At 67.9% G+C, this 23,309-nt stretch carries 23 protein-coding genes and 1 pseudogene; 12 read left to right on the plus strand and 12 right to left on the minus strand.

What is annotated here, in order from left to right; translation table 11 throughout:
• Window positions 1-22 precede the first annotated feature (22 nt).
• Window positions 23-616, minus strand: coding sequence for a TetR family transcriptional regulator (locus H295_RS0138370; RefSeq protein ID WP_020140673.1), 594 nt, complete (start codon window positions 614-616; stop codon window positions 23-25).
• A 114-nt stretch (window positions 617-730) separates the two neighbouring features.
• On the opposite strand from H295_RS0138370, the gene H295_RS0138375 reads away from it, so the two are divergent.
• The 4 genes from H295_RS0138375 to H295_RS0138395 all read left to right on the plus strand — a co-directional run bounded on the left by H295_RS0138375 (window position 731) and on the right by H295_RS0138395 (window position 4,824).
• Window positions 731-1,663, plus strand: a complete 933-nt coding sequence (locus H295_RS0138375; protein ID WP_020140674.1) for an oxidoreductase — start codon at window positions 731-733, stop codon at window positions 1,661-1,663.
• A 212-nt stretch (window positions 1,664-1,875) separates the two neighbouring features.
• Window positions 1,876-2,865, plus strand: a complete 990-nt coding sequence (locus H295_RS0138380; RefSeq protein WP_020140675.1) for an aldo/keto reductase — start codon at window positions 1,876-1,878, stop codon at window positions 2,863-2,865.
• Window positions 2,866-3,971: 1,106 nt separating this feature from the next.
• Window positions 3,972-4,130, plus strand: coding sequence for a hypothetical protein (locus H295_RS47360; protein ID WP_020140677.1), 159 nt, complete (start codon window positions 3,972-3,974; stop codon window positions 4,128-4,130).
• Between the two features lie 43 nt (window positions 4,131-4,173).
• Window positions 4,174-4,824: an HAD family hydrolase gene (locus H295_RS0138395; RefSeq protein ID WP_020140678.1), complete on the plus strand. Its 651-nt coding sequence runs from the start codon at window positions 4,174-4,176 to the stop codon at window positions 4,822-4,824.
• Window positions 4,825-5,344: 520 nt separating this feature from the next.
• On the opposite strand, the gene H295_RS0138405 is transcribed toward H295_RS0138395, so the two are convergent.
• The gene (locus H295_RS0138405; protein ID WP_420706289.1) at window positions 5,345-6,121 is read right to left on the minus strand and encodes an SDR family oxidoreductase; all 777 of its coding nucleotides are present in this window, start codon (window positions 6,119-6,121) and stop codon (window positions 5,345-5,347) included.
• Between the two features lie 81 nt (window positions 6,122-6,202).
• Here H295_RS0138405 and H295_RS0138410 point away from each other — a divergent pair, with 81 nt between their 5' ends.
• From H295_RS0138410 to H295_RS48495, 3 genes are all read left to right on the plus strand, one after another.
• Window positions 6,203-6,811 carry a TetR/AcrR family transcriptional regulator gene (locus H295_RS0138410; protein WP_020140681.1) on the plus strand — a complete coding sequence of 203 codons (609 nt, stop codon included), beginning with the start codon at window positions 6,203-6,205 and terminating at the stop codon, window positions 6,809-6,811.
• Window positions 6,812-7,120: 309 nt separating this feature from the next.
• Entirely contained in the window at window positions 7,121-8,218 is a 1,098-nt protein-coding gene (locus H295_RS0138415; protein WP_020140682.1) for a barstar family protein, read from the plus strand.
• Between the two features lie 328 nt (window positions 8,219-8,546).
• The gene (locus tag H295_RS48495) at window positions 8,547-8,678 is read left to right on the plus strand and encodes a hypothetical protein (protein ID WP_020140683.1); all 132 of its coding nucleotides are present in this window, start codon (window positions 8,547-8,549) and stop codon (window positions 8,676-8,678) included.
• 178 nt (window positions 8,679-8,856) lie between these two features.
• Here H295_RS48495 and H295_RS44275 read toward each other — a convergent pair whose 3' ends face one another.
• Window positions 8,857-9,111: a hypothetical protein gene (locus H295_RS44275; protein ID WP_020140684.1), complete on the minus strand. Its 255-nt coding sequence runs from the start codon at window positions 9,109-9,111 to the stop codon at window positions 8,857-8,859.
• A gap of 50 nt (window positions 9,112-9,161) precedes the next feature.
• Between H295_RS44275 and H295_RS48500 the strand changes: the two genes are divergently transcribed.
• Window positions 9,162-9,413: a transposase gene (locus H295_RS48500; protein WP_078616874.1), complete on the plus strand. Its 252-nt coding sequence runs from the start codon at window positions 9,162-9,164 to the stop codon at window positions 9,411-9,413.
• Between the two features lie 351 nt (window positions 9,414-9,764).
• Window positions 9,765-10,241: a hypothetical protein gene (locus H295_RS0138435; protein WP_020140686.1), complete on the plus strand. Its 477-nt coding sequence runs from the start codon at window positions 9,765-9,767 to the stop codon at window positions 10,239-10,241.
• Here the strand turns inward: H295_RS0138435 and H295_RS44285 are convergent.
• The 3 genes and pseudogenes from H295_RS44285 to H295_RS46240 all read right to left on the minus strand — a co-directional run.
• Window positions 10,192-11,061: a LysR family transcriptional regulator gene (locus tag H295_RS44285; RefSeq protein ID WP_020140687.1), complete on the minus strand. Its 870-nt coding sequence runs from the start codon at window positions 11,059-11,061 to the stop codon at window positions 10,192-10,194. The two genes, H295_RS0138435 and H295_RS44285, sit on opposite strands and share 50 nt — an antisense overlap.
• Window positions 11,062-11,229: 168 nt before the next feature.
• Window positions 11,230-12,090, minus strand: coding sequence for an NAD-dependent epimerase/dehydratase family protein (locus tag H295_RS0138450; RefSeq protein ID WP_020140688.1), 861 nt, complete (start codon window positions 12,088-12,090; stop codon window positions 11,230-11,232).
• Window positions 12,091-12,388: 298 nt separating this feature from the next.
• A pseudogene (locus H295_RS46240) lies at window positions 12,389-12,664 on the minus strand (ATP-binding protein); the annotation flags it as partial.
• A 150-nt stretch (window positions 12,665-12,814) separates the two neighbouring features.
• Here H295_RS46240 and H295_RS48260 point away from each other — a divergent pair.
• Window positions 12,815-13,189: an ArsR/SmtB family transcription factor gene (locus H295_RS48260; protein ID WP_234021774.1), complete on the plus strand. Its 375-nt coding sequence runs from the start codon at window positions 12,815-12,817 to the stop codon at window positions 13,187-13,189.
• A gap of 166 nt (window positions 13,190-13,355) precedes the next feature.
• Complete coding sequence (locus H295_RS0138465) at window positions 13,356-13,847, plus strand: hypothetical protein (RefSeq protein ID WP_020139646.1); 492 nt, start codon at window positions 13,356-13,358, stop codon at window positions 13,845-13,847.
• 296 nt (window positions 13,848-14,143) lie between these two features.
• On the opposite strand, the gene H295_RS0138470 is transcribed toward H295_RS0138465, so the two are convergent.
• Window positions 14,144-14,785: a nucleotidyltransferase domain-containing protein gene (locus tag H295_RS0138470; RefSeq protein WP_020139647.1), complete on the minus strand. Its 642-nt coding sequence runs from the start codon at window positions 14,783-14,785 to the stop codon at window positions 14,144-14,146.
• A gap of 165 nt (window positions 14,786-14,950) precedes the next feature.
• Window positions 14,951-15,217, minus strand: a complete 267-nt coding sequence (locus tag H295_RS48265; RefSeq protein WP_234021726.1) for a hypothetical protein — start codon at window positions 15,215-15,217, stop codon at window positions 14,951-14,953.
• Window positions 15,218-15,579: 362 nt separating this feature from the next.
• On the opposite strand from H295_RS48265, the gene H295_RS47700 reads away from it, so the two are divergent.
• Window positions 15,580-15,729, plus strand: a complete 150-nt coding sequence (locus H295_RS47700; protein WP_199788643.1) for a hypothetical protein — start codon at window positions 15,580-15,582, stop codon at window positions 15,727-15,729.
• A gap of 534 nt (window positions 15,730-16,263) precedes the next feature.
• On the opposite strand, the gene H295_RS47365 is transcribed toward H295_RS47700, so the two are convergent.
• The 4 genes from H295_RS47365 to H295_RS0138500 form a co-directional block, all read right to left on the minus strand.
• Complete coding sequence (locus H295_RS47365; RefSeq protein WP_158691088.1) at window positions 16,264-16,929, minus strand: hypothetical protein; 666 nt, start codon at window positions 16,927-16,929, stop codon at window positions 16,264-16,266.
• Between the two features lie 674 nt (window positions 16,930-17,603).
• On the minus strand, window positions 17,604-18,164 hold the full coding sequence (tpg, locus tag H295_RS0138490) for a telomere-protecting terminal protein Tpg (protein WP_020139652.1): 561 nt from the start codon (window positions 18,162-18,164) through the stop codon (window positions 17,604-17,606).
• Between the two features lie 5 nt (window positions 18,165-18,169).
• Window positions 18,170-20,269, minus strand: a complete 2,100-nt coding sequence (gene tap / locus H295_RS0138495) for a telomere-associated protein Tap (protein WP_020139653.1) — start codon at window positions 20,267-20,269, stop codon at window positions 18,170-18,172.
• A 58-nt stretch (window positions 20,270-20,327) separates the two neighbouring features.
• Window positions 20,328-22,736, minus strand: a complete 2,409-nt coding sequence (locus H295_RS0138500; RefSeq protein WP_020139654.1) for a DEAD/DEAH box helicase — start codon at window positions 22,734-22,736, stop codon at window positions 20,328-20,330.
• Between the last annotated feature and the right edge of the window lie 573 nt (window positions 22,737-23,309).

Raw genomic sequence — 23,309 nt, forward strand, 5'->3', positions numbered from 1 at the left:
CGACATGCAGTTCGGGAGTCGGTCAGCCCGCATCGACTCCGAGTTGGATCACCGGTCCGACCAGGGCAAGAGCCTGATCGACGAGTTCGTCCAGGCTTTCGCTGCCGTCGCTGTCCACCCAGCGGCGCAGGGCGGCTTGGAAGGCCGTCAGGGTGACGCCGGCAGCGACGGCAGGACGCAGGTCGGCGTCCGGGGCCAGTCCGGCTCGCAGGGCGAGGATGCCGGTCATCTCGGCCTGCCACTGGGACTGCCGCTCCAGGAAGCGGGCCAGAAGGGCCGGGGTGTCGAGGATCAACCTGCTCACGCGCAGCATCTTGGCCGGATTGCCGACGCTCATCGAGGTGAACACCGACAGGGCGCGACGCAACGCCAGCGCGGGCGGCTCGTCGGCCGGCCGGGCGTTCAGCTCCGCGCACAGCCTCACGCCGGCTTCCGCCAGCATGTGCACGATCACGTCTTCCTTGGAATCGAAGTAGCGCGAGAACGTACGGCGTGACATTCCCACGGCGGCCACGATCTGGTCGACCGTCGTCTCTTCGAACCCCTGGTCGGCCAGCAGCTTGACCGCGGCCTCAGCCAGTTCGCTGCGCACGAGCCGGCGCTTGCGCTCCGCCATGTTGGCCGCCGGGGCCGTCTCTGTATCTCCCACGGCACAGATGCTAGTCCGAGCCAGGCGAGTCCCGCCACGCCTTGATTGACTCACTGTGCCATCAATGGCAGTCTGGGCCTCATGTCAGACAGTAAATGGACCGCATCCCGCATCCCCGACCTGACGGGCGGGACCTTCGTCGTCACCGGAGCCAACAGCGGCCTGGGCCTGGCCACCACCCGCCACCTGGCGCGGCACGGTGCGCACGTCGTCATGGCCGTACGCAACGAGGCCAAGGGCCGCCGGGCCGTCGCCGACGTCCGCGCCGCCGATCCCGACGCAAGCCTTGAGACACGCCATCTCGACCTCGCCGACCTGGACTCGGTCAAGGCGTTCGCCGCCCGCGTGCATGACGACGCCTTGCAGGTCGACGTCCTGATCAACAACGCCGGGGTCATGACGCCACCCCGAACGCTGAGCCCCCAGGGCCACGAGTCACAGTTCGCCGGCAACCACCTCGGCCACTTCGCCCTCACCGGCCTGCTCATGGACCTGCTGCGGCAGGGGCGGGACCCGCGTGTGGTGACGGTCAGCTCGATCGGGCATCACGGCGGGCAGATCTACTTCGACGACCTCTCGGGCGCCCGGAAGTACCAGCGCGTGAAGTACTACGACCAGTCGAAGTTCGCCAATGTCCTCTTCGGCCTGGAACTCGACCGCAGGCTCCGCGCGGCCGGCAGTCCGGTACGCAGCCTGCTCGGCCACCCCGGGATCACCGCCACCAACCTCCAGCGCACCGGCCCGACCGGCCTGTTCCGGGTGGGAGGCGCCCTCGTCAACCGGCTGTTCGCCCAGGACGTCGAGACCGGCGCGCTTCCCCAGCTGCGCGCCGCGACGGCACCGGACGTCGAGGGCGGGCAGTTCTTCGGCCCCGACGGATGGAAGGAGTTGCGCGGACATCCCACGGTCGTCCGCCCCGACCCTGCGGCGCAGGACCCTGACACCGCACGCCGCCTGTGGGCACTGTCCGAGGAACTGACCGGCGTCGCCTACGCACCCGCTCCTTCAGCATGACCCACGGCCATGGCAGCCGGACCGCCGTTCTCAGCTGGCACTTGCCATGGAGTGCACTCGAAGTCGTAGCGTCGGGGACGTAGCGGCGCACGAGGCCGTCTCAGCGCCCGCTCCTCCCGGGATGCGGGGTGTCGGCGGCTGTGTCTGGCTGGACAGGAGACTTCGTGCCGCCCGAAGGATGACCAAGTGTGCAGGAAAGGCTGGGACACACCATGCAGAAGCGCAGTCTGCGGGAATTGCAGGTATCGGCCATCGGCCTGGGGTGCATGGGCATGTCCGCCTTCTACGGAACCGCTGACGAGGAGGAGGGCATCGCGACGATCCGGCACGCCCTCGACCTCGGGGTGAATTTCCTCGACACCGCGCAGATGTACGGCCCGCTCACCAACGAGTCCCTGGTCGGTGAGGCGATCCGGGGGCGCCGCGAGGAGTATGTGGTTGCGACGAAGTTCAACTACCGGATGGACGACGCCGTACCGGGTGACATCAGCACGGTCGGCCCGCAGGATGGCTCGGCCGAACACGTCCGCAGTTCCGTCCACGGCTCGCTGACGCGTCTGGGCACCGACTACATCGACCTGTACTACCAGCACCGCGTCGACCCGAACGTGCCCATCGAGGAGACGGTCGGCGCGCTGGGCGAACTGGTCGCCGAGGGCAAGGTGCGTCACATCGGGCTGAGCGAGGCGAGCGCCCGGACCATCCGCCGTGCGCACGCCGTGCACCCGGTCACGGCCGTGCAGAGCGAGTACTCGCTGTGGTCGCGGGATGTGGAGGCCGAGGTGCTGCCGGCCTGCAGGGAGCTGGGCATCGGCTTCGTCCCGTACTCGCCCCTCGGCCGGGGTTTCCTCGCCGGGCGGTTCACCTCGCCGGACGACCTGGACGCCAACGACTGGCGCCGCCAGAACCCGCGCTTCAAGGACGCCAATCTGGAGGCGAACCTGCGGCTGGCGGCGAAGGTGAAGGAGATCGCCGCTGAGAAGGACGTGGCCCCGGCTCAGCTGGCCATCGCATGGGTGCTGGCCCAGGGCGAGGACCTGGTGCCGATCCCGGGCACCAAGCGCCGCACCTACTTGGAGCAGAACGCCGCCGCCGTCGACATCCACCTGACCAAGGACGACCTGGCCCGCATCGACGCGGAGCTGCCCGAGGCGGCCGGTGAGCGGTACGACGAGGCAGGGATGCGGTCCGTCAACCGGTAAGCGGAGGGGCGCACACACCGCACCGGGGCTCTGTAGGGCGCGTGGGTCGGTCATCGAAACCGTCGTGCGGCGTGCGCTTCGTAGGACCGCCGGCGATGGGGGTGCAATGGCAGTCGCAGCGACAACGCTGAGGGCCAGTTGTCCCTGGGCCGGTGTCCTGCGCCGTGCCCTGGAACCAGGCTCGAACCGGGCGGTTCGCAAGGGCGGCCGTCTGTCAGGCCACTGCCGACGGCTTGTCCCGGATCGGCGTCAAGCTCGCCCGGGGTTGTTGGTGTGGGTTTCGTGTTCTTTGGCGGTCTGGGTGGGGGGCTGGAGTCTGAGGCCTTGGGGAGTGGAATCAGGGGGTCAGTGTGGGGGGTGCGGGTGGTCGCGGAGAAGGTGGGGTCGTACGGGGGAGGACTACTCATTTCCGCTCAAAGGTGCGGTTCGAACCCTGGTGCACCTGTCGCGGTCGGTATCGATTCAGTGCCGGAGTGCGTTGCGTTCGTAGCCGGTGCGGTCCTCATCTCGTACAGGAAGCGCAGCCAGGGCGTCGCGGACGGGCGGAGCGATGTCGCCAGGTTCCTCGCGGTGGGGGTGGTCTTGCGCAGTGGTCCGCTGGTCCCTGTCGAACTTCTTGTGTGCGGGCTGGGTGTGGTGGCCTGGGCCGGGGTGGGGCGCAGGGCGCCGATCCCCAGGGCCAGCGGCCCGGTCACGGCGTACTCGGCACCAGCCTGAGCGCCGGCCGGCGCGGGGTGTGTGCATGTGTGGAGGCTCTCCGAGTCGGCGCCGGAACACCGGCTGAGTCAAGGGATGGGGAGCGGCGGAGGAACATGTGAGCCTCCTCCCCGCTGTGAAGTTCCTGTCCAGCTCCAGCCACTTGGCCGGGCATGCCGACATCAAATCTGAGCAACGGGATCTCTGATCCGGGCAAGGGAATCCCTGAGCAGGTGTTCGTGGTTCCTGGCCGTGAGGTGGGTACGGCGGGATGATCTGTGGTGTGAGGAGGACGGCAGGGCGGCACTGCCGGGTTGCGGTGATCCGCAGCTGCCCTGGATCTGCCCGGGGCGCAGATCAGATGACCGCGACGGCCCTGGAGCCCGGCCTCAACCGCCTCTCTCTTCCAGGTGCTTGACGACTGCGGGTATCTGCCCGGGGCGATCCGCAGCACTCGTCTCGTCGACCTGGTGAACACCGCGGACCCCACGCTCGTCGCCGCCGCCTTCGGCACGGATGCGCAGGGCACCCTCGTCTACCTCGCCGGCCACGTCGACGTTGGGTGGTAAACCCACCTGCCCGGAGATCGGCGCCCGTGGTCTACTGCCGATCATGCCGTTGCTGATGCTGGATCTCGACAACACCCTGGTCGACCGCGACTGCGCCTTCCGCGATGCCGTCAGTGCATTCCTGACCGAGCATCGCCTGCCCGCCTCCGATCTCACGTGGGTGATGGCTCTCGACGCCCGCGGCTATACCGCCCGCCACGATGTTGCCGCGGCCATGACCGACCGGTACCGGGACATGGTGCCCGCCAAGTCCATCCGTGCCCTGCTCGACCACGGCGCCGCCGATCGCGTCGTACTGGCCGACCTCTCGCGCGAGGCCCTGGACAAAGCACAGGCCGACGGCTGGACCTGTGTGATCGTCACCAACGGCCGCACTGCCCAACAGGAAGCCAAGATCCGTCGCACCGGACTCGACCAGATCGTTCAGGGCTGGGTGATCTCCGAGGCGGTGGGCCGCAAGAAGCCCGAACCGGAGATCTTCCACGCTGCCGCGGATGCCGTCGCAGTGCCCCTCATGGGCGGGTGGGTCATCGGCGATTCCCCGCATGCCGACATCGCCGGCGCCGACGCGCTCGGGCTTCGAAGCGTGTGGGTGTCGAACGGACAGCAATGGGCCCAGGACTCCTACCAGCCCACCCATGTCGCCCAGGACGTCGCCACCGCGATCGACTACGTCATCACTACGGCGAGATAAGGCATGACGGACGTGGGGAGGCGCTGGCATCCGGGTCCGTGAGCCGGGGTGCGGTTGCCTCGCCGCGCGTGTGTTCAGGCGTGGAGCAGGAGGTTCAGTCGGGGCGGCAGTTCCGGGCTGTCCTGGGACGGGGGTGTGGTGTCGTCGAGTTCGAAGCCCCATCGGTGGGAGGGGGCGCAGCCGAATACGTGCTGGGAGAGGGCCGGTAGTGAGTGGTCGGCGCTGGTGGCTGAGTCCCAGGTGAGGGCGAGTCCCTGGCGGTCGGCTTCCGGGTCGGTGATTCACCGGCTTGTGCACAGGCCGGGGAACTCGTCGGCCCGGGGATGGAGTTCGCTCTTGCCGGACGGGTGAGGCCGCGGATCGCGGGCTTGGGTGGTGCGTCGCTCGTCCCACCAGGCGATGACGACGTGCATGGGGGCCTCCGGCAGCAGAGTGTCGTGTGTGCGTGTGATCGCGGTGTCCCCGTTGACACCCGTGCGCGGGCGCGGTCCCGTCTCGTCCAAGGCGGCCGGCTCGGCGGTCAGAGCTGGGAGCCACCGGTGGCGTCGATGGTCTGCCCGGTCACCCAGCGGGCGTCGTCGGAGGCGAGGAAGGCGACGATGTCCGCGACGTCCTCGGGGCGGCCCACCCGGCCGAGCGCCGAGAGCGCGGCGGCCGACTCCTCGGCCTGCGCGTTGCCGCGCAGCCAGGAGGCGTTGATGTCGGTGTCGACGATGCCGGGGGCCACCGAGTTGACCGTGATGCCGCGTGAGCCGAGCGCTTTGGCGAGCGTGAAGGTGAAGGCGTCGACGGCTCCCTTGGTCATCGAGTACGCGATGATGTCGGTGAGCGCGATCCGGGTGGCGCCGGACGAGGTGTTGATGATCCGGCCCCCGTCCCGCAGGCGGGTGAGGCCCTGCTGGGTGAGGAAGAACGGCGCGCGCATGTTGACGGCGACGGCCTCGTCGAACGCCTCGGGCGTGGTCTGCCCGATCTCACCGCGCGGCGTGATGCCGGCGTTGTTGACCAGGATGTCGAGTTCCGTGCTGCCCGCGTGTTCGAGGGCCTGGCGGTCGTAGCTCTCCCAGAGTGCCTCCACGTCTGCGGGCTTGCCCAGCTCGGCGTGGACGGCGAAGGCGGTGCCGCCCTTGGACCGGATGGTCTCCACGACCTCGTGTGCGGCGGCGGCGCTGCGTCCGTAGTGGACGGCCACCAGCGCTCCGTCGCTCCCCAGCCGTTCGGCGATCGCCCGGCCGATCCCGCGGCTTGCGCCGGTCACCAGTGCTGTCTTTCCTGCGAGCGCGCCCATGGGCTCCATGCCTTCCACATCCATATTCTGTAGCGATGACTACGGAAATAGGCTACCTGATTTCCATAGCGATCGCTGTAAAATCTGGTCATGACGACGACCAAGCGCGGCAGGCCGCGGAGCTTCGACCGTGAGGTCGCGCTCGTGCGGGCCACGCTGCTGTTCTGGCAGCACGGCTACGAGGGCACGTCCATTGCCGACCTGACCGCCGCCATGGGGGTCTCCCCGCCGAGCCTGTACGCGGCGTTCGGCGACAAGCGCGCGCTGTTCACCGAGGTCGTCGAGCGCTACGGCGACACCTTCGGGGCGTTCATGGAGAACGCCCTGGACCAAGAGAGCGACGCGCGCGCGGGTTTCGCGAGGATGCTGGACGAGGCGGCGCTCTCCTACACTGACCCCGAGCATCCGGCCGGCTGCCTCATCATCAGCGCGGCCGTCAACTACTCCCCGGGCACCGCGGACGTCGAGGAGGACCTGCGCGCCCGCCGGACGGCGAACGTACGGTCCTTCGAGAAACGACTGACGGACGCCAAGGACCAGGGAACCCTCGCGGGCAGCGCCGACACCCGGGCCCTGGCCGTCTACTTCGCCGCTGTCGTCCAGGGCATGTCCCAGCAGGCGCGCGACGGGGCGAGCGCGCAGGAGCTGCGGCGGGTGGCCGAGTACACCATGACGGCCTGGCCGGCGCCGGGCGCCTGAGACGCCGGGCCCGCCCCGCTCAGGGGGAGGGCGGTTCGTCTCCCGTGCGACAGAGCCGGGCCACGACGTTCGTGTACTTCTCGTCGGACCGCAACGTCCCGAAGCAACTGGGGTGGGGGCCCTGCCTTGGGCTGGTGTGGCTGTCACCTGCACTGACGGTTCGCGTACGTACGGGCTTGTTCGCCGCTGTTCGCCTGCGTTGTCACGCAGTTAGACACTCACCCAGGCCGCCTGCGCTGGGGTCAGAGGCTGTTTGAGGCACCTTGACCGACTGGGAAAATAGCTTCGTCGTGAAGGCCTGGTCTGGGCATGATTACGACCGTGCGTGAGGACTGGGACTATCGCAGGCACGGGCGGTACAGGCTGACGGAGACGGAGCGCGGCGACGTCTGGGGCGTGTGCGCTGCAGTAGAGGGACTCTTTGGGGAGCCCCGGCGCGGGACGTATGAACTGTTCGGCTGGGTGCCGGAAGGTGCCCAGGTCGAGGGGTGGGTCGGCAGCCGGGTGTGGATGGTGCCGGACGACGATGCACTTGAGCCCTGGCTGCTGGAGGACGCGGAGACCCCAGGACAACTCTTGGGGACCGGCAGTCTCGTGCTCACTGGCTTGGACGACTACGAAGGTCCGCCTGAGAGACACATGGGTCGTGTCCGAGTACACGACGGACATCGGTGGCTGGGCTCCTGTCGGGAATTCACCCGCGTCCTGCCGGCCGACCAAGCTGTGCCCCTGCTCGTCCTGCAGAGACTTGCCCAGGGTGATCAGCTGCGAGCGGCACTGATGAAGGGCACCCGGCGGGCACTGGACCTGGAGGAGGCCGCCCTGGAGATACAGGACGCCCAGGGCGAGCCGCTCACCGATCGGCTGCTGTGGGCCAAAGTCCGCTCCTGGCGCCCATCCTCCTACGGGACAGATCTGATCGACCTGGAGCTTGGCGGGCAGCTCTTCACCCCCGTTCCTCAATTCGCCCGGCCCGTCTGGGAGCAGTGGCTCGCCGGGTCGCCGGACACCCTGGGTGCCTGGGCGGGCCTCGACACTCGGCGCCGCGGGGCCTGGCTCGATCTCGTCCGCGAGCGGGCATGTCGCCGTTCTCACCTCGACCGGCCGGCTGGTCATGCCTACGAACTCGACGGCCGACACATCACCGACCAACCGGGCCTGTATCTGGCGCTTGGGGAGACGGTGAACGGGCCGGGGGGCTACTTCGGCGGCTGTCTGGCCGCCCTCGACGACTGCTTGCACGGCACCTTTGGTTTCGCCGCCCCTGCAACCCTGCTCTGGCGGAGCGCCGGGACCGCACGCAAGTACCTGTCCCGGACCCTGACTCCAGACGGCCAGCCCCACGACCTATTCGCCGACGTCCTCGATGTCCTAGCTGAGGGGGGCATACACGTAACCTTGGCGTGATCCCCGTCCGAAGGTCTACCCAGTCCGGATGGCTTCCCCGGCAGGATTCGAACGGCGACCCCCGCTTTAGGAGTTCGATCGCTCCTCGGCACTGTCGGGGAGCCGCCTGGCCACGCCAGCCGTGCAGGATCGCCTGGAAGCGCTGGTGTCCGGGGTCGTTGGTGTCACCTGTGGATGTCAGAACGGTCCAACCGCACGCGCTCGCTGGCACGATGATCCCGTGGTTGACCTGGAGCGCATCAAAGCAGAGAGCGTGGCGTAATTCCGATCTCTTGATGAGGGGGCCGCCCGGCGGCACCACTTCCGCCACGCCGACGAGGAGGGCGGCTTGTGGTACTTCGAGGCCGTACCCGACCGCGGTGAGTTGATCGCCATCAAGACGGACCAGGCGCTCGACCCTGAGGAGGACCCGTTGGAAGCCATCCCGTCCGAAGAGTTCCAGCGGGTGTGGACTCAGTGACAGCGTTGGACAACCACTTTAGGAGCCAGGTGGGGTGACTTGCGCTGTGACCTGTGGACCCCCGCCTTGAGCAGAGTCCGGTGGCACGCGCCTTGGTGTGCCCCGATTCCCCGTGACTCCCCGCCTGTTCTGGCACGGATGTGGCACGACCGCGCGGCGCGAACCCTTTGCCGTCCGGTCACTGCGAGTCGACACCCCATATCTTGAAGGGCTCGTACCCTCCATCGCGGAAGTCGAAGACAGTCACTTCGGTGTCGGATATGTTCCGGAAGTGGCCCCCATAGCCGGGCTGCGCGATGTGTGGGGCGAGCAGGTCCAACAGGCCCCGGAGGTACAGCATGGAGTCGTCGACCCAGTGGTTGCGTGCGAAGAGTTCCCACTCGTATCTCTCCCCGGAACTCGTGAACTCTTGCACCTCGCGCCGCAGAGACACGACGTCTCCACCGGGCATCCGGCGGTTGTTGTAGGTGTCCTGGACGAGCAGTGGGTACGGATGCTCGTCCGTCGGCGGTCGGCCGGCGCAAAGCGGGCAGCAAACACCATCTGATCTGCGACGGACGCGGCACCCCGCTCACGGTCATCACCACTGCGGCCAACGTCAACGACGTCACTCAGACCCTCGCCCTCGTCGAGGGGCATCCCGCCCGTCGCCGGAAGGCCCGGCCGCCCGCGCAGACGCCCCGACTTGCTCCTCGGCGACAAGGCATACGACGACTCGAAGGCCGTGCGCCATGAGCTGCGACACCGCCGGATCCTGCCGGTCATCTCCCGCAAGGGCGCCCCGAACATCAAGGGACTGGGATAACTCCGCTACGTCGTGGAGCAGACCTTCGCACTGCTTTACCAGTTCAAGCGCCTCGCCGTCCGCTGGGAACGCCGAACCGAACTCCACGATGCCTTCGTCTCATTGGCCTGCAGCCTCATCTGCTGGAGACGCCTCAAGAAGGCACAACCATGATCGTGTTACGAGCACTGTCAGCGATTTCGCGCCATTGTTATGCCAACTGTATTGCAGGACACGTAGTTTGCTTCCTTTTGTTACGTGTAGCAGCGACTTCCTGTACGGAAAACGAGAATGGAAGAACGATGCACTCGGAGCCCCTGCGGGCTGTCGGACTGTCCGAGGCCGCCGAGTTGTGCTGCCTGGACCTCATGGAGTTCGGCGAGTGCACACCCGCCGAACTCGCCGCGCGTGCCTCCCTGAAGGACGGGCGGGCGGCGCTCGCGCTGGCCGAACTGGAGGCCATCGGGCTGGCGCGGCTCGTGCTGGAGGCGTTCGCTGCCCGCCGTTCGCGCGAGGCGGGGCTGGCGCGGGAGAGTGCCGAGATCCTGTCCCGGATGTGGTTGCGCGCCTCCGGCCGCCGCGCCGACTTCGAACTGCTCCGCTCTCACGAGGCGGGCTGCCGGGTCCTCGACGGCATCCAGCGCGACGCTCGTGACCGTTGCGCGGCTCCGGCCGCCGCGCCGACTGGTGTGCGCGCGATGACGCTTTTTGCCCCCCGTCCCCGGAGGGTCACCGGTTGCCCAGGGTCTCTTCGGCCGCTGCTGCGAAGTCGTCGATGAGCGGGGCGCGCCGGGAGGTCACCCAGGCGAGGGCTACCTCGTTGGGACCGATGTCGTCCACCGGCAGGGGCACCACGTCGGGGCGGGTGTAGAAGTTCGCGGTGGACAGGGGGAGCACCGCGATACCGGTCCCGGCCGCCACCAGCTCCAGCTTCTCCTCCACCTGGTGGATGACCGGAACCTCCGATCGCCGCCCCTCGCGCAGCTCCTCCGCGATGTCCCGCCACTCCGGTACGGCGTCCGGGTCCTGGAGCAGATGCTCCGGAGCGAGATCCGCGACGCTTACCGACGTTCGGTCCGCCAACCGGTGACCCGCAGGCAGCATCACCACGCGCGGCTCCTTGAACAGCGGCAGGACCGTCAGGCCCTGCGGGTTGATCGGCAGCCGCACCACGCTCACGTCCGCCCGGCCGTCCAGCAGCACCTCCACCTGGTCGTCCCAACTGGTCCGCAGCAGACGGACGTTCACGGTGGGATGGCGGCCGGTGAAGACCACCATCGCCGGGGTCACGGTGATCCCCGGCATGAAGCCGATGGTGAGCGTCGGCGTGCCCTGCGCGGCCGTCTTCACCCGGCGCAGCAGCGCCTGCGCGGACGCCAGCAGCGGGACCGCGTCCTTCAGGAGCTGTTCACCGGCCGGGGTCAGCAGTGTGCCGCGCCGGTTCCGGTCGAAGACCTCGGCGCCGAGGTCGTCCTCCAGGCTGCGGATCTGCCGGGACAGCACCGGCTGCGCGATATGCAGCCGTTCGGCCGCACGCCCGAAGTGGAGTTCCTCCGCCACGGCCACGAAGTACCGGAGTTTCCGCAGGTCAAGATCCACCCGGTGTCACCGCTCCTTTCTGGAGGGGACGGTCCCGCGCACTGTCACCGGACCGTCCCGGGAAACGACGTGCCCCGGTCGTCTGCGTCGACGGCCGAGGCATGAGGTCATGAATCTACCGCCCGGACCAGGTGGACGTTCGCCGCCCACCCACGTGTCAGGACCGGGTCATTCGCCGCGCGCGAGGACGCCCAGCGGGTCGGTGAACGTCGGCTTCCAGCCCAGCTCCGCCTCGGCCCGCGCGGGGGTGAGCTGCTGGTCCAGGACGAACGCGTCCGCGATGACACCCATCTGGTCGTACGCCTGCTCCAGCGTGATGGACACGACCTTGCCCTCCAGACCGACTGACTTGGCGACCGCGAGGGAGACGTCCTTGGCAGTGGGGTTCACGCCGCCCACACCCGCGTATACCGAGCCAGCCTTGGCCTTCAGAGCGGCGACGTACAGCTCCGCGATGTCCTCGATGTGGACCAGGGCCCAGTGGTTGGCGCCGTCACCGATGACCGGGATCGCGCCGGCCTCCTTGCCGGGGGCGGTGTAGAAGATATTGATCAGCCGGTTCTCGCCGCCGTACAGCAGACCCGGCTGCACCACCACGGGGCGGCCGCCCTGCTCGGCGCGGGCGAGGACCGCGTCCTCGACGGGCTTGCGCCAGGCGACCAGGCCCGGCGGGTTCCACGGGGCGGTCTCGTCCACGACACCTTCGGTGTTGCCGTACACCCAGGTGCCACCGGTGTGCACGTAGGTGCCGTTGCCGATGCCGTCCTGCATCGCGGTGGCCGCCGCGAGGTCCTCGTCCCCGGTCTCGGCCTGCGCGAGGTGGACGACGGCCTCCGCGCGGGCGGCGGCGGCGTTCAGCACCTTCAGGTCGCCAAGCCCACCGCGTACCGGCGTCGCCCCGACGGAGCTGACGATGTCGCCGGCGCGGTCGTTGCGCGCGAGGGCCTCGACGGTGTGCCCGTGCTTGACGAGGGCGCTGATCGTGGCCTGGCCGATGTATCCGGATCCGCCGGTGAGAAAGACCTTCATGAGGGGTGGCTCCAATCTCCGTAGTCGGTGACTTCGGTATGTAGCCTGCGTCCCCGGCCCAGTCCGCGTCCAAGACCCTTTCCGACCGCTGTGATACCCGGCTGGCATCAGCTGCCGCCGTGTCCACGGCACGGACGGCCATACCCGACGGGTATCAGTGATGCCGAAACAGGTCTTGGACTTTCCCCGGCGTCCGCCCGAAGCGGATGAGGCCCCGCCACACCACGTCGCTGCCTTGTCGGCTGACGATCTCCAACGCCTCGCCGTCGAAATGGACAGTGGGATCGGTTGAGGTCGGTTAGTTCGTGCCGCTGATCTTGTTCGCTTTGGTGCGGGCCAGTCGATAGGACTCGGTGCCAGTCTCGATGAGGGTGGCGTTGAAGGTGAGCCGGTCGACGATGGCCGCGCAGAGCCGCGGGTCGGTAAAGGTCTTTGACCAGCCCGTGAACGCTTCGTTGGAAGCGATGGCGATACTGTTCTTCTCCTCCCGCTCGGTCAGAACCTGGAAGAGCATCTCGGCGCGGCAGCGGTCGAGTTCGAGGTAGCCGAGTTCGTCGATTTCGAGCAGGTCGACGCCGACCGGGCCGTCCGCGCCCGTGCCGTCCTGGCGGGCGGCACCGACGGGCTGCTGGCGAGCTTCAGTCCTGTGCTGCGCTGGCGTTCGCCGGTGCTGGAGGCCGACTATCCCGTCGACCACGAAGTCCGCCTTCAGGGGCGAGGGGTGGTGCTGCAGCCCTCTTTCTTCTGCATCCGCAGACCGGTCACCCTGGCCCTTCCCGCGGCCGACTGGACGCCGGTGCTGGTCTATCCGGTCGAGCACACCCCGCACTGGGTGGGCAGCGGCAGCCGGCAGGGTACGGAGTTGGGTGCGCTGCTCGGCCGGACCCGGGCTGCGATCCTGGAGGATGTCGTCACCGGCCGGACCACCGGCGAGCTCGCTGCGCGGTTCGGCATCTCCGGCGCCGCTGTCAGCCAGCACACCGCGGTGCTGCGCCGGGCCGGCTTGCTGGTCAGCGTCCGGCACGGCAGGTACGTCCTCCACACCATCACGCAGGTCGGGATCGCCCTGTTCGAGGCCCGTCCCAGGCCGTCCCTGTAACAGGTCCCGGCAGGATTCGGCAGCTGTCCTTCACGTGCCGGATCACTGGCAGGAAGAGCGACAGCCGGCCCTGAAGCCACGGCTTAAACGTGTTGTGGGGCAACGGCGGACGCGCACAGTCTGATGGCGTCCAAGTCGCCTTTTTTCTCAGGGGGTTGAAGGCAGAATGAGTGACAAACGATCCATCATCGGGCTCCTCGGCGCGCTGGCTGTGGCGCTGGCGGCCCTGTTCGTCGCGGGCCCGGCCCAGGCCGCTCCGCAGCAGGGCGGGGCCAAGGGCGGCCACGTGCTGGTGCTGCCTGCGGCACCGGCCGGGGTGACGCCCAAATCCGCCGCGGCGAACTCGCCGACCACCTCGCCGACTGCGAGCAGGGTCGTCCACGTGGCCAGCGGCAGCTCGGTCAACTGCACCAGCGGCAGCCTCTGTACCGCCGTGTGGGACCCCACGACGGGTGACTGGAAGGTCTTCTTCCTCTACAACTGCGCCCGGTACTCGCTGTCGTACTGGAACGGCGGCGGCTATTACGTCGACTCGCAGACCGGCGGGGTCACCTCGTACTTCTACGGTCAGAGCGGCAACGTGCTCAAGCGGTTCACGCCGGACAACACCGTGTACAGCTACGACTGGACGCCGGTCTGGTCCATCCGCAACTGCTGACCCACGGGTGAACACGCGTACGCCCCGGCCGTCCACGACGGCCGGGGCGGCACAGGATCAGACCCAATTTCCTTGCCGCCACGGACCTTGCGCCTGGATTCAGTCGTCCCGACCGTCTGTCTGCGCTCGTGAAAGAGGTCGGAGCCCCGGCCGCAGCTGCCCGCGATGCTGCCATCCGACAGCAACTCCTGGAACTGCCCGGCCCCGTTGTGGGAGACCACGCAAGGTCTCCAGCAGGCTGGCTTCCCCGAGAGCCGGCGACAGCCGATGAGGCGGTCACACCGGTAAACCGCTGGCTACAGGCCCTCGATCCAGGGGTGTCCCGGGTGTACGCGGGCGAGTAGCTCGGCGAGGGTCTCGCGCTGAGCCGAGGTCATGTGCGGGACGGTCGCCTCGAAGTCTGTTTGATCCTTTCGGCGGGCGTGTTTGGCCTTGAACAGCAGGACCAGTTCGGGCGCCAGATACGGGATGCCGTCCTGGGTGTGATGGACGATGTGGTGGTAGGGCAGCCGGATCCTCTCATCGCGGCGGCAGATCCAGGTGTCGCCGTCGTGTGGTTCGCGGAACACGTCGAGCAGGTAGTTGCCGGTGGCCGGATCGCGGAGCCAGGTCTGGTGCACGGCGGCCAGCACCTCCGGTGCGGCGTTCTCCCAGATCCGGCCGCTGCCTACGGCGTCGAAGGCGTATCCGGGGAAGCGCTGGCGGACCTCGGGAAAGCGCGCTGCCGGAACCGCGATCTCGATGTCTCCATGAGCGCGCGTCTGCATGCCCCGGAACAAGTCCAGCGCCCAGCCCGCGGCTACGTACCAGGGCGTGCTGATCCCGGCCAGCCGCTGCGCGACCTCCCTCGGAGCCCAGCATGACGACCACCTGGCGGGGAGGGCTTCGATCTCGTCGGGTGACAACTCGATTCCGCCGCTGGGCAGTTGCTCGCTCACCGAAGGAATCTATCAGCGGACTCGAAGGTCCCTGGCCGTAGTCGATGAAGGCGATGAACAAGTCCTGCGAGCTGTGGGACTGTCAAACGAACGGTGTAACTGGGGTAGTTGATGATGACTGACGGGCCGCTGAGAGTCGGCCGTCGAAGGGGATGCCGAAGGCGTTCACGGCGGGCTTCCAGCGCATGGTCCTTTGCCCGTCGACGAGCTGCCCACCAGGACCACGATCCGGCTGCGGCCTTGAGCCGCCTCCCGTACCGCCGCGGCCAGCACTTCGTCATGCCGGCGCTCCACGTATCCCGGCAGGGCCCGCTCGCCGACCGCGATGGAGCACGGACCGGCAGGGTGGACTTCCAGCTCGTGCGGCTCCCACTGCTCGATCGGACGCCCCGGACCCGGCATGTCGGTCGGGTGCCCATCCGCTTCCTCCATCGCGGTCCGCCGCAACTCCAGCAGCTCCCCCCGCCGACAGCTTCGACGCGCGTGCCAGACGGGCCACCGTATTCGCCGACGGAACGCCCTCATCAAGTGCAAGAGCCTTGCCCACTGTCGCTCGGCCCAGCCCGGCTAACCCCGCGAGCTCTGTCTGATTCAGCCTGGCCCGGGCTCGTGCCTCTTCCAGCCGTCCGCGCAGCTCAGGAGTGCCAGGCCTCGGCTGTTGTCCGCCTCGTGCATGTGCTGGCCCCCCAGGTGGTGTGTGCGCCGTGTTCATTTTCGTCTCGCTGAACCATGGCGCACAGGCATTCCGGGAGGTTGATCCCTGTCAACACCCCACGGTGTGCAGGGAGCTTGCCGTGACCGTCGCCGTCGTCCTCCTCGCTGTCGCTGGCGTCACCGTTTTTGCGCTGATGGCCGCCGCCGGTGCCGCCACGTTGGCTCGCCTCAAGGGCAGCACCTGGCCCAGAGCCCTGACCCGTGCCGCCCTCACCCCCCTCCTCACGTGAGGTGCGGCTCCTGGACAGCGTGGGCAGCGTCCGTTCACCGGAGAGTGACGGCGCGGTCGCGACGGCGCACCGTCGCTGCGCAGGACGTAAGCGGATCGAGCCGTCAGCATGCGCGCATGAATGATCAGTGGATTGCAGAGAGCGCGGTGTGTCCGCAGTGCGCCAGGGCCCAACGGAGGCCCTGTGGAGGGAACATCCGGGTGCCCACCGTCTCGATCAAGATCCGGGCGACCACGGGTGCCTCTCCGGCAATTGGCTGCCGGCTGTCAATGCCCCCTAGCGATCACCATCGCCGGGGCCGTGGTCCGGACAGTCATGCTCCCCCAACCACATGGCACCAAGTGCCCGGTTCACCCTCACTTCACCGTGCTTGAGGACATAGAGATCGGGGTCCCTGCCCTTCGCGGCCTCCGACAAGAGCGCTAGCACCCTGGCCATCACGTTCATGTCGAGGCCAAACCGTCTGCGTTCTTCGACAAGGCTCTGATCGAGATAGCGCCCATAGAAGCGTTCGGCGCCAGGCTGACGATCCAATTAGACCCTCGCTCGCCGTACCTGCTCTGTTGTGATCCTGGAGTCCTCCTGCTGGTCATGACAGCCAGAGCGGCGGCGCTTGTCGCGGCACAGCACTCCCATGTTCCAAGGGTCGTGGAACATCAATGCGGCCCGCCGCAGGTCGTGATCGTCCTTGCTGAACAGGGGGTGCGTCTCGATCAGGCTGCGGATGGTCGGCCAGTCCAGGATGTGAGCGATCTCCAGCTTCCGTGCGGTCGTTCCACAGATCATGCACTCCGGGCTCAGGGCGTGGATCAGCCGTTCCGTATCCGGATGGAGCGGAGGCCGCTTCATCTTCATCTCAGCCCACGAGCCCTGCCGTCGCTCTTTCGCCGAGCACCAAGCCGCACGTGGCCCGAAACGCAAAGTTACTTTCACGCTCGGATAACGAGCCTCAAGAGCCCTGACCAGCTGCTGCCCGCTGACGAAGGTGGCCTCTGCAAGGTCGGGGAGTCCCCCCTCGAATGGCAGCCAGTCATCCCACCAACCACTCACGCTCCGTCGTGCACGACCTGAGTCCCGAATCTTGAGGTCGCATTCGGCGCCGGAGCGCTGCTCTTCTGCCGTCTCTGCATACAGGACCAGGCGATCACCACGCTGCCGCGGCAGCTTCGCACTCAACTCCATGCTGACCATGATGTCCACCTGTGCTGACAGTCGGTGCTGAGCGCACGTCCCGAACACCCACGACACGCGTTACCGCAGACCAGCCTCCATCTGGGTGATCGGCCCAATCGCCCATCCGCCACGCGGGCGAGGCGGGGACGGGTACGGCGAAGGCGAGAGCAGTGGCCCCCACTCAATCGAGTCAAAATTCGGTGCGACCCGACTGTCCGCTTCGGCTCCCGCCTAACGTCAGGTTGGCAGTGCTCCCGGGCGAGCGCTGCTGAGGCGTTACTCGAACGAATGGACCCGAGCGATGGCGACAGCACTAGACATGACAGCTGCACCTGAATTGGCGGTGCTGCGGGCTCTGGAGCGAGTGGGAAACCGGATGTTCCCGCGCTCCGAGCGGGCCAGACTCAAGGGTGTCCCGCCGTGGGAGATCTACATCCACCTGCCAGCGGACCCTAGCCGCCTCGACGACCTGCTCACCGGTGCCTGGGATCTACCCGCAGTAGCGGGATTCTCGCAAAACCTTATCTCTGCTCTGGACGCCTACACCCGAACTCTGTTGGTCTCTGGCCACGCATTCGACCGAGACGATTTGCAGCGAGTCCTGGCACGCCTCTGAAGACGTTGGACCGGTTCGAGACCGGCCGAGCCCGCGCAGCGGTCGGCGGACTCAGCCACTGACCCTGGCCCGGAGTCCCGTGAGGTTAGTAGTCGAGGTCGAGGTAGTCGATGTCGTTGAGGGTGACGTCGGAGAGCCCTTGGGCGCGGTTTCCGCTGTCTTGGAAGTAGATGTCTTTGAGGCCGTCGGCGATGATCTGGCGCATCTCCTGGTCGCCGGCGCCTGTGTTGCGGGCGTTGAAGAGGCGTTGTGCGTAGTGCGGGGGGAGGTGGACGGTGAGGCGGCGGAAGCGTCCGTCGTCGGTGGTGCCGATGGGTGCGGTGTATCCGAAGCGGGCGCGGGTTTCTACGGTGATCCCGCCGGTGGTCGCGGCCTGTTTCTGGCGGCGTTTGCGGACCTGTGGCTGCCAGCGGGCCCGTACGGCGGCGTCGATCCGTTCGGCGATGGCCTTGGGCGGGTGCTTGCGTTCGCCTGTGCGGTAGCGCTCCACCGACCGCTGGCTGACACCGATCTCCTGGGCGACGGCTTTGGTCGTCTTGAGCTGCTTCATCAGGAAGTTGATGCGTGCCTGGAGTGTCTTGGGCGGCTGGCGGGTGAAGCTCTCCTGATCGGCGCGTTCGATGGCGTCGTCGATCTCTCCGGCCACAGCGCTTACTCTCCTTCGTCGAGGACGGCGTCGCCGCCCTTGATGTGCCGGGCGGGGTTGTAGCCCTGTTCCATGAGGTCGACCGCCCACAGCATCGACTGCACACCCTCGAGTTTGGCCAGGCCGGGGGTCGGCCCGAGACGGAAACCACCGGGCTGGGGCTTGCCGGAGGCCGCATAGGGCAGGAAGTCCAGCGGCGAGTCGCCCGGTGAGGGGTAGACGACGCAGTCGGAGAGCACGGCGAGGGGGTACAGGCCCGTCATCGCCGCCATGTTGCGCAGCTTGCGGTGCATGTTGACGCGCGCTTTGGAGATGACAGCAGCGCGGACGTCGGGGCGCCAGGTAGGACGCTGGAGGGCCGGCCACCGCTCGCCCTCCTTGTACTTCCTGCCCTGCGGACGCTCCCGCAGTTTGCCGATGCCGCCCTTCACGGTCGCCTTGATCGCGGCCAGGACGGCCGCCATCGCCGGGTCGACGTCCTTGTGCTGCTCCATCGCCGCCAGGAACTCCGCGTCCGACAGGTCCTTGGTGACGCCGAGGTCGGCGAGGGTATCGACGTAGGCGGTCTTGAGCCGGTCGTGCCACGGGTCCAGGTAGGCGCCGGTCTCCCGGCGCAGGTACGCCTCGATCGGGGCGACGTTGTAGCCGAGCTCCTGGGCATAGGCGACGGTGTGCGTCTGGTACCAGGCAGGACCTGCCGGCCGGACGCCGTCCGGCGTGAAGGGCGAGGGCAGACGCGGGTCCACCTCGACGTGGGAGAGGTCGACCAGCCAGGAGCCGGGGATCTTCGGGTTGAACGCCGGGGCGCGGAAGTGGTCCGGGGCGGACAGACCGACGACCAGGCGGGCCGCCGCGGCAAGAAAGGCGGTGTTGAGGTCCAGCCCGACCACGTAGGGCAGCGTGCACTCCTCATCGCTCAGCAGGCTGACGTCGCGCACCCACTGGTACGCCTCCTCATTCAGGAACCCGCCCGTCCAGCCGCTGTCCACGACGACGGGGTGCTCCGGTGTAGCCTCCGGCGGCGCCGGATCCATCGGCTCGGTCCCGAGGCTGCCGGGGTTGTGGCCGGGCACCCAGTTCCCGCTCGCTTCGTCGCGCACCGCACGCGTGGGCGGTCGCAGCGCCGTCATCAGCTCCAGCCCGGACACGGCCGTGGAGCCGCGCGGCGTGATGACCCGCTGGGCGTAGGTGCCGAGGACGCGGGCGACATCAGCAGGTTCCATCTCGGAGACGCCGAGCCAGGACCGCTCATCGAGGGCGTCCCACGACAGGATGGCGAGTTGCACGCACTGCCGTTCGTGCCCCTGGACCTTGCGGTAGATCCTTGCCCACGGACCGAACCCGCGCTGAGTGAGCCGCCACTTCGCCTTCACCACCTGCTTGACCACCGGGTGGTCCTCCGGCAGGCGCAGGGAGCGGCGCTGTTCGTGGCCTTCCAGGCGCTCGGGCAGGCCGAGCTTCACGGCGGCCGCTGCGGTGAGCACGATCAGCGGGTCGCTGTCCTTGCCGTTGCGGTGCAGACGCGGCGCACCCAGGCCGGAGGCGCGCAGCGCCCACTCCACCAGTTCCACCACCGTGGTCGCCGGGCAGTCGAGCACGATCCCGTCGACGCCGTGCGCGCAGCCGTCCCCGTCCAGCACCGCGAGCGGACCGTGCGGGAACCGCGGATCGGCTGCAGGCCTCGCAGCCTTCTGAGGGGCCGGGCGCCGCGACGTCGCGCCGGACCGGGCGGCGGGGCGCGCCAGCCCCGTATTTGGAACGTCGACAGGCTGCGGGGCGTCTGCCCTCGCCGCCTCGGACGCGGCCGGGGCGGCAGGCGCTGCCGGCACTGTCGCGGCAGCCGACACGGCACCGGGGGCCGGATACTTTGCCGCCCACCCGTTCAGCAGCCGCTGGTAGGCATCAAGGCGCGGCGACTTCGGCTCGCTGCGGCCGTTCTCCCAGTTCTTCACCGACTGGGTCGTGGTCTTCAACGCGCTGGCCAGGCGGGCCTGGGTGATGCCGGCAGCCTCACGCAGCCGAGCCCGCTCCGCCGGAGGCGGCAGATGCGGCTCCTCGTTCAGCAGAGCGTCGACGGACGCGAACAGCTCTTCCTCAGACGCCATGACCCTGCACCTTCACGTCGAGACCCGAAACGTCTTAACCGCAAACTTAGCCCATCCCTTAACCCTGACCAGCCCACCCCAGCCCCAGCGTGGCGAGTACCTGGAGCTTGTCGGCACTCAGCTTGGCGCGCCGGGTTTTCTGGTTCATGACCCACACTCCGAGCTTGACGGCGTGCTCCTGGCCGTCGATCTCGACCACCTCTACGTGCCCCCTAGGCACTGCCAGGTGCCCTTCCCGGCCCTTGTACTGAGCCAGGGCCGCAACGCCCTTCTCGAAGGCGCTCACGGGCGCCGTGGACGCTTCCGCGGGTGCCTCCGGCTCCGGGGCTGGCGGCGTGATGCCGAGCTGTTCCAGGCGCTCGCGCTGCCCGTCGTGAAGGGCCTGCCAGACCTCCGGCTTCCGTTGCCGGGCGAGCCATTTCCCGATGTCCATGCCGTGGACGGTGAGCCCGGGCAGTACCTCGGTCTCACCAGCCTGTCCGTGTTCGTCGGCCATGAGCTCGCGCAGGGCGGCGTAGTGCCGTTGCCAGTCCGCCGGCCAGTCCGGGTTCCAGTCCTTGTCCACGGCTTCCAGCGCGGTCTTCCACTCCGGGTGCCCGTCCAACGCACCGGGCCGCCTCAAATTCGCGAGCCACATCCCCAACGGCCTGTCCAGCATCGCCGCTGACCTGGGAGCGCAGAGGGTCCAGTGCTGGTCGTAGTACGCCTTGGCGGCTTCCAGGTTCTCCTGGAAGCGTTCGTCGGCCAGGGACCACACCATGCCTAGCTGCTCCAGCCGGCGGGCACGCAGCCCGCTCATCTCCCCAGCCAAGAAGGCCCGCCGCTGCTCTGCCACCCATTGCCCGAGCGGTGTCGCGCCCTCGCGGTGTCCGTAGGGCACGCGGGCGTTCCCGACCCGCTCGACGTACGTCTTCAGCTTGGCCCAGCCGCGGGCCCAGTCCTGGCGCTCGGTATCGATCACGTTGAAGGACACCCAGTCCGCGACCATCACCGGATCCCTGGGGGCGGCAAAACGGAGCAGCAGCCGTGATTCTTCCTCGCCTTCCCCGGGCGCAGAGCCGATGTTCACAGACGGTTGCGCGACGTCCTTCTGCGGCTCCTGAGGAATCGCCAGCAGCTCGACAACCTCTTCATCGTGAGCCCGCAGTCCTTCCAGGACTTTCACCAGGGGCCGATACGATCCAGAGGTGAACATGTCCTCGGGCTGCTCTCCAGGCTGGAGGAAGACGGGCACGATCAGGGAGGCGAGTTTGCCTTCTCCGGGCTTCTGGCGGAGTGCGCGGCCGATGGCCTGGACGATGTCGTGCGGCGCGCCCTTGGGATCCAATAGGGCAACTGAATCCACGCTTCGAATATCGACACCCTCGCCCAGAACACGGCAGTTCGAGAGCACCGCCCGCTGCGCCGTGGACCCGAACGAACCAAGAACCTCTCGCCGGCGTTCGGGGACGTGCTCGCCGCACAGCCAGTCGGCCCAGATCCGCTTCGGGTACGTCTCGGGCTGATCCGCGTGCAGCTTCGCCGCCACCCGCTCCAGCCCTTCCGCGTACGCCTGAGCCTCGATGGTGCGGTGGTGGAAAGTGATGCACGTCGACAGATCGTGCTCAGCCATGGTGTGCAGCAACGCGGCCTGGAGCGCCCCGAGGCGCTGACCGCGGACCTCTTCCGTGTGCCGCTCCTCGCCCATCAGCCGCTCGGGCGTGACGACCGGGTCCTTCACCTCCAGGACGATGATCTGGTACCGCGCCAACAGGCCCCGGGAGACGGCTGATGCGAGCGAGAGCTTGTACAGGACGGGCCCGAAGACCTTCTCATCATCCATGGAAGCCGCCATCTCCCGCGGCAGCGGGTCACGGACTCCCTCGGCGACCTCGCGGCTGAGCCGCTCCTCCCAGATCCGCGGTGTGGCCGTCAGGTACAGCCGCCGGGAGGCCTGGATGACGCTCTGATCGTGGATGTCGGCCCACGCCTTACCCATCGAGCCACTTGTCCTGTGGGCCTCATCAACCACCGCGAGGTCTACTCGATCAAGCTTCTGACCGTAGACACCCTCGAACGCCTCCGCCAGAACACCCAAAGACGCGTACGTCGCGTAGATGGTCACCGGCCCCTGCCCGTGCCACAGCGCCAACTGGATCGGATTCGTCGTGGAGCGCACCTTCAACGACCACAGCTCCGGATCGTCCTGGAGCGAACACACCGCAACCGCCGGCCCCTTGTGGCCGGCCTCGTGCCAGGCCCTCACGGTCTGCGCCAGCAGATCCAGCGTCGGCACCAGCACGAGCACACGCCCCCGGGGCACAAGCCGCTTCGCCGACGCGGCAGCCATGACGGTCTTCCCCGTCCCACACGCGGCGTGCACCTGCCCACGAAGACCATTCCAGGGAATACCGCCTGACGGAACATCAAGGCCCCGCACAATGGCGGAAACGGCCTCGATCTGGTGATCACGCAGCTTCACGGCCATGCCCCATGTTCTCCTTTTTCGCGGAATGCGGCGCGTAATAGTAAATATAATTCAGGCGCAGGTGCGCGGTGGTAGGGGTGTAGCATCTGATCCCAGACTCTACACACCCAGAACTCATGATGCATCAACCGTCTGCCAACTTCACACCCGCGGGTGGCACAGTGACTCAATCTCACCCACGAACAGTCGGCTGCCCTCTATGCTGACAGGGCGATACGCGAACATGCCGGGACGGGTAGACAGTGGGGAAGGGGTTCAGGGTGGAGCGCAGCGGAACCCGTCACTACAACGAGGTCGGCACCCCGTCCAAGCCGACGGTCCGTCACACCCGTTACTAGGGTGATAGCTGGGAATCCCAAGCCCTACACAGTCCTGCGCGTGATGCACACGCCTTGCTGCCAGCCTCAGAAATCCCGCTTGCGGGATTTCCTTAATTCGCGCTTGCGCGAATTAACACGCACTCAGAATTCCGCTTGCGGAATTCGATTTCCGCGCTTGCGCGGAAATCTGGCGGAGCGTCAGCGGAGCCGTTCTCTATGCAGCGCGCCAGCGCTGCATATCCCGCTCCGCGGG

Source organism: Streptomyces sp. 351MFTsu5.1 (assembly GCF_000383655.1).
GTDB lineage: Bacteria > Actinomycetota > Actinomycetes > Streptomycetales > Streptomycetaceae > Streptomyces > Streptomyces griseorubiginosus.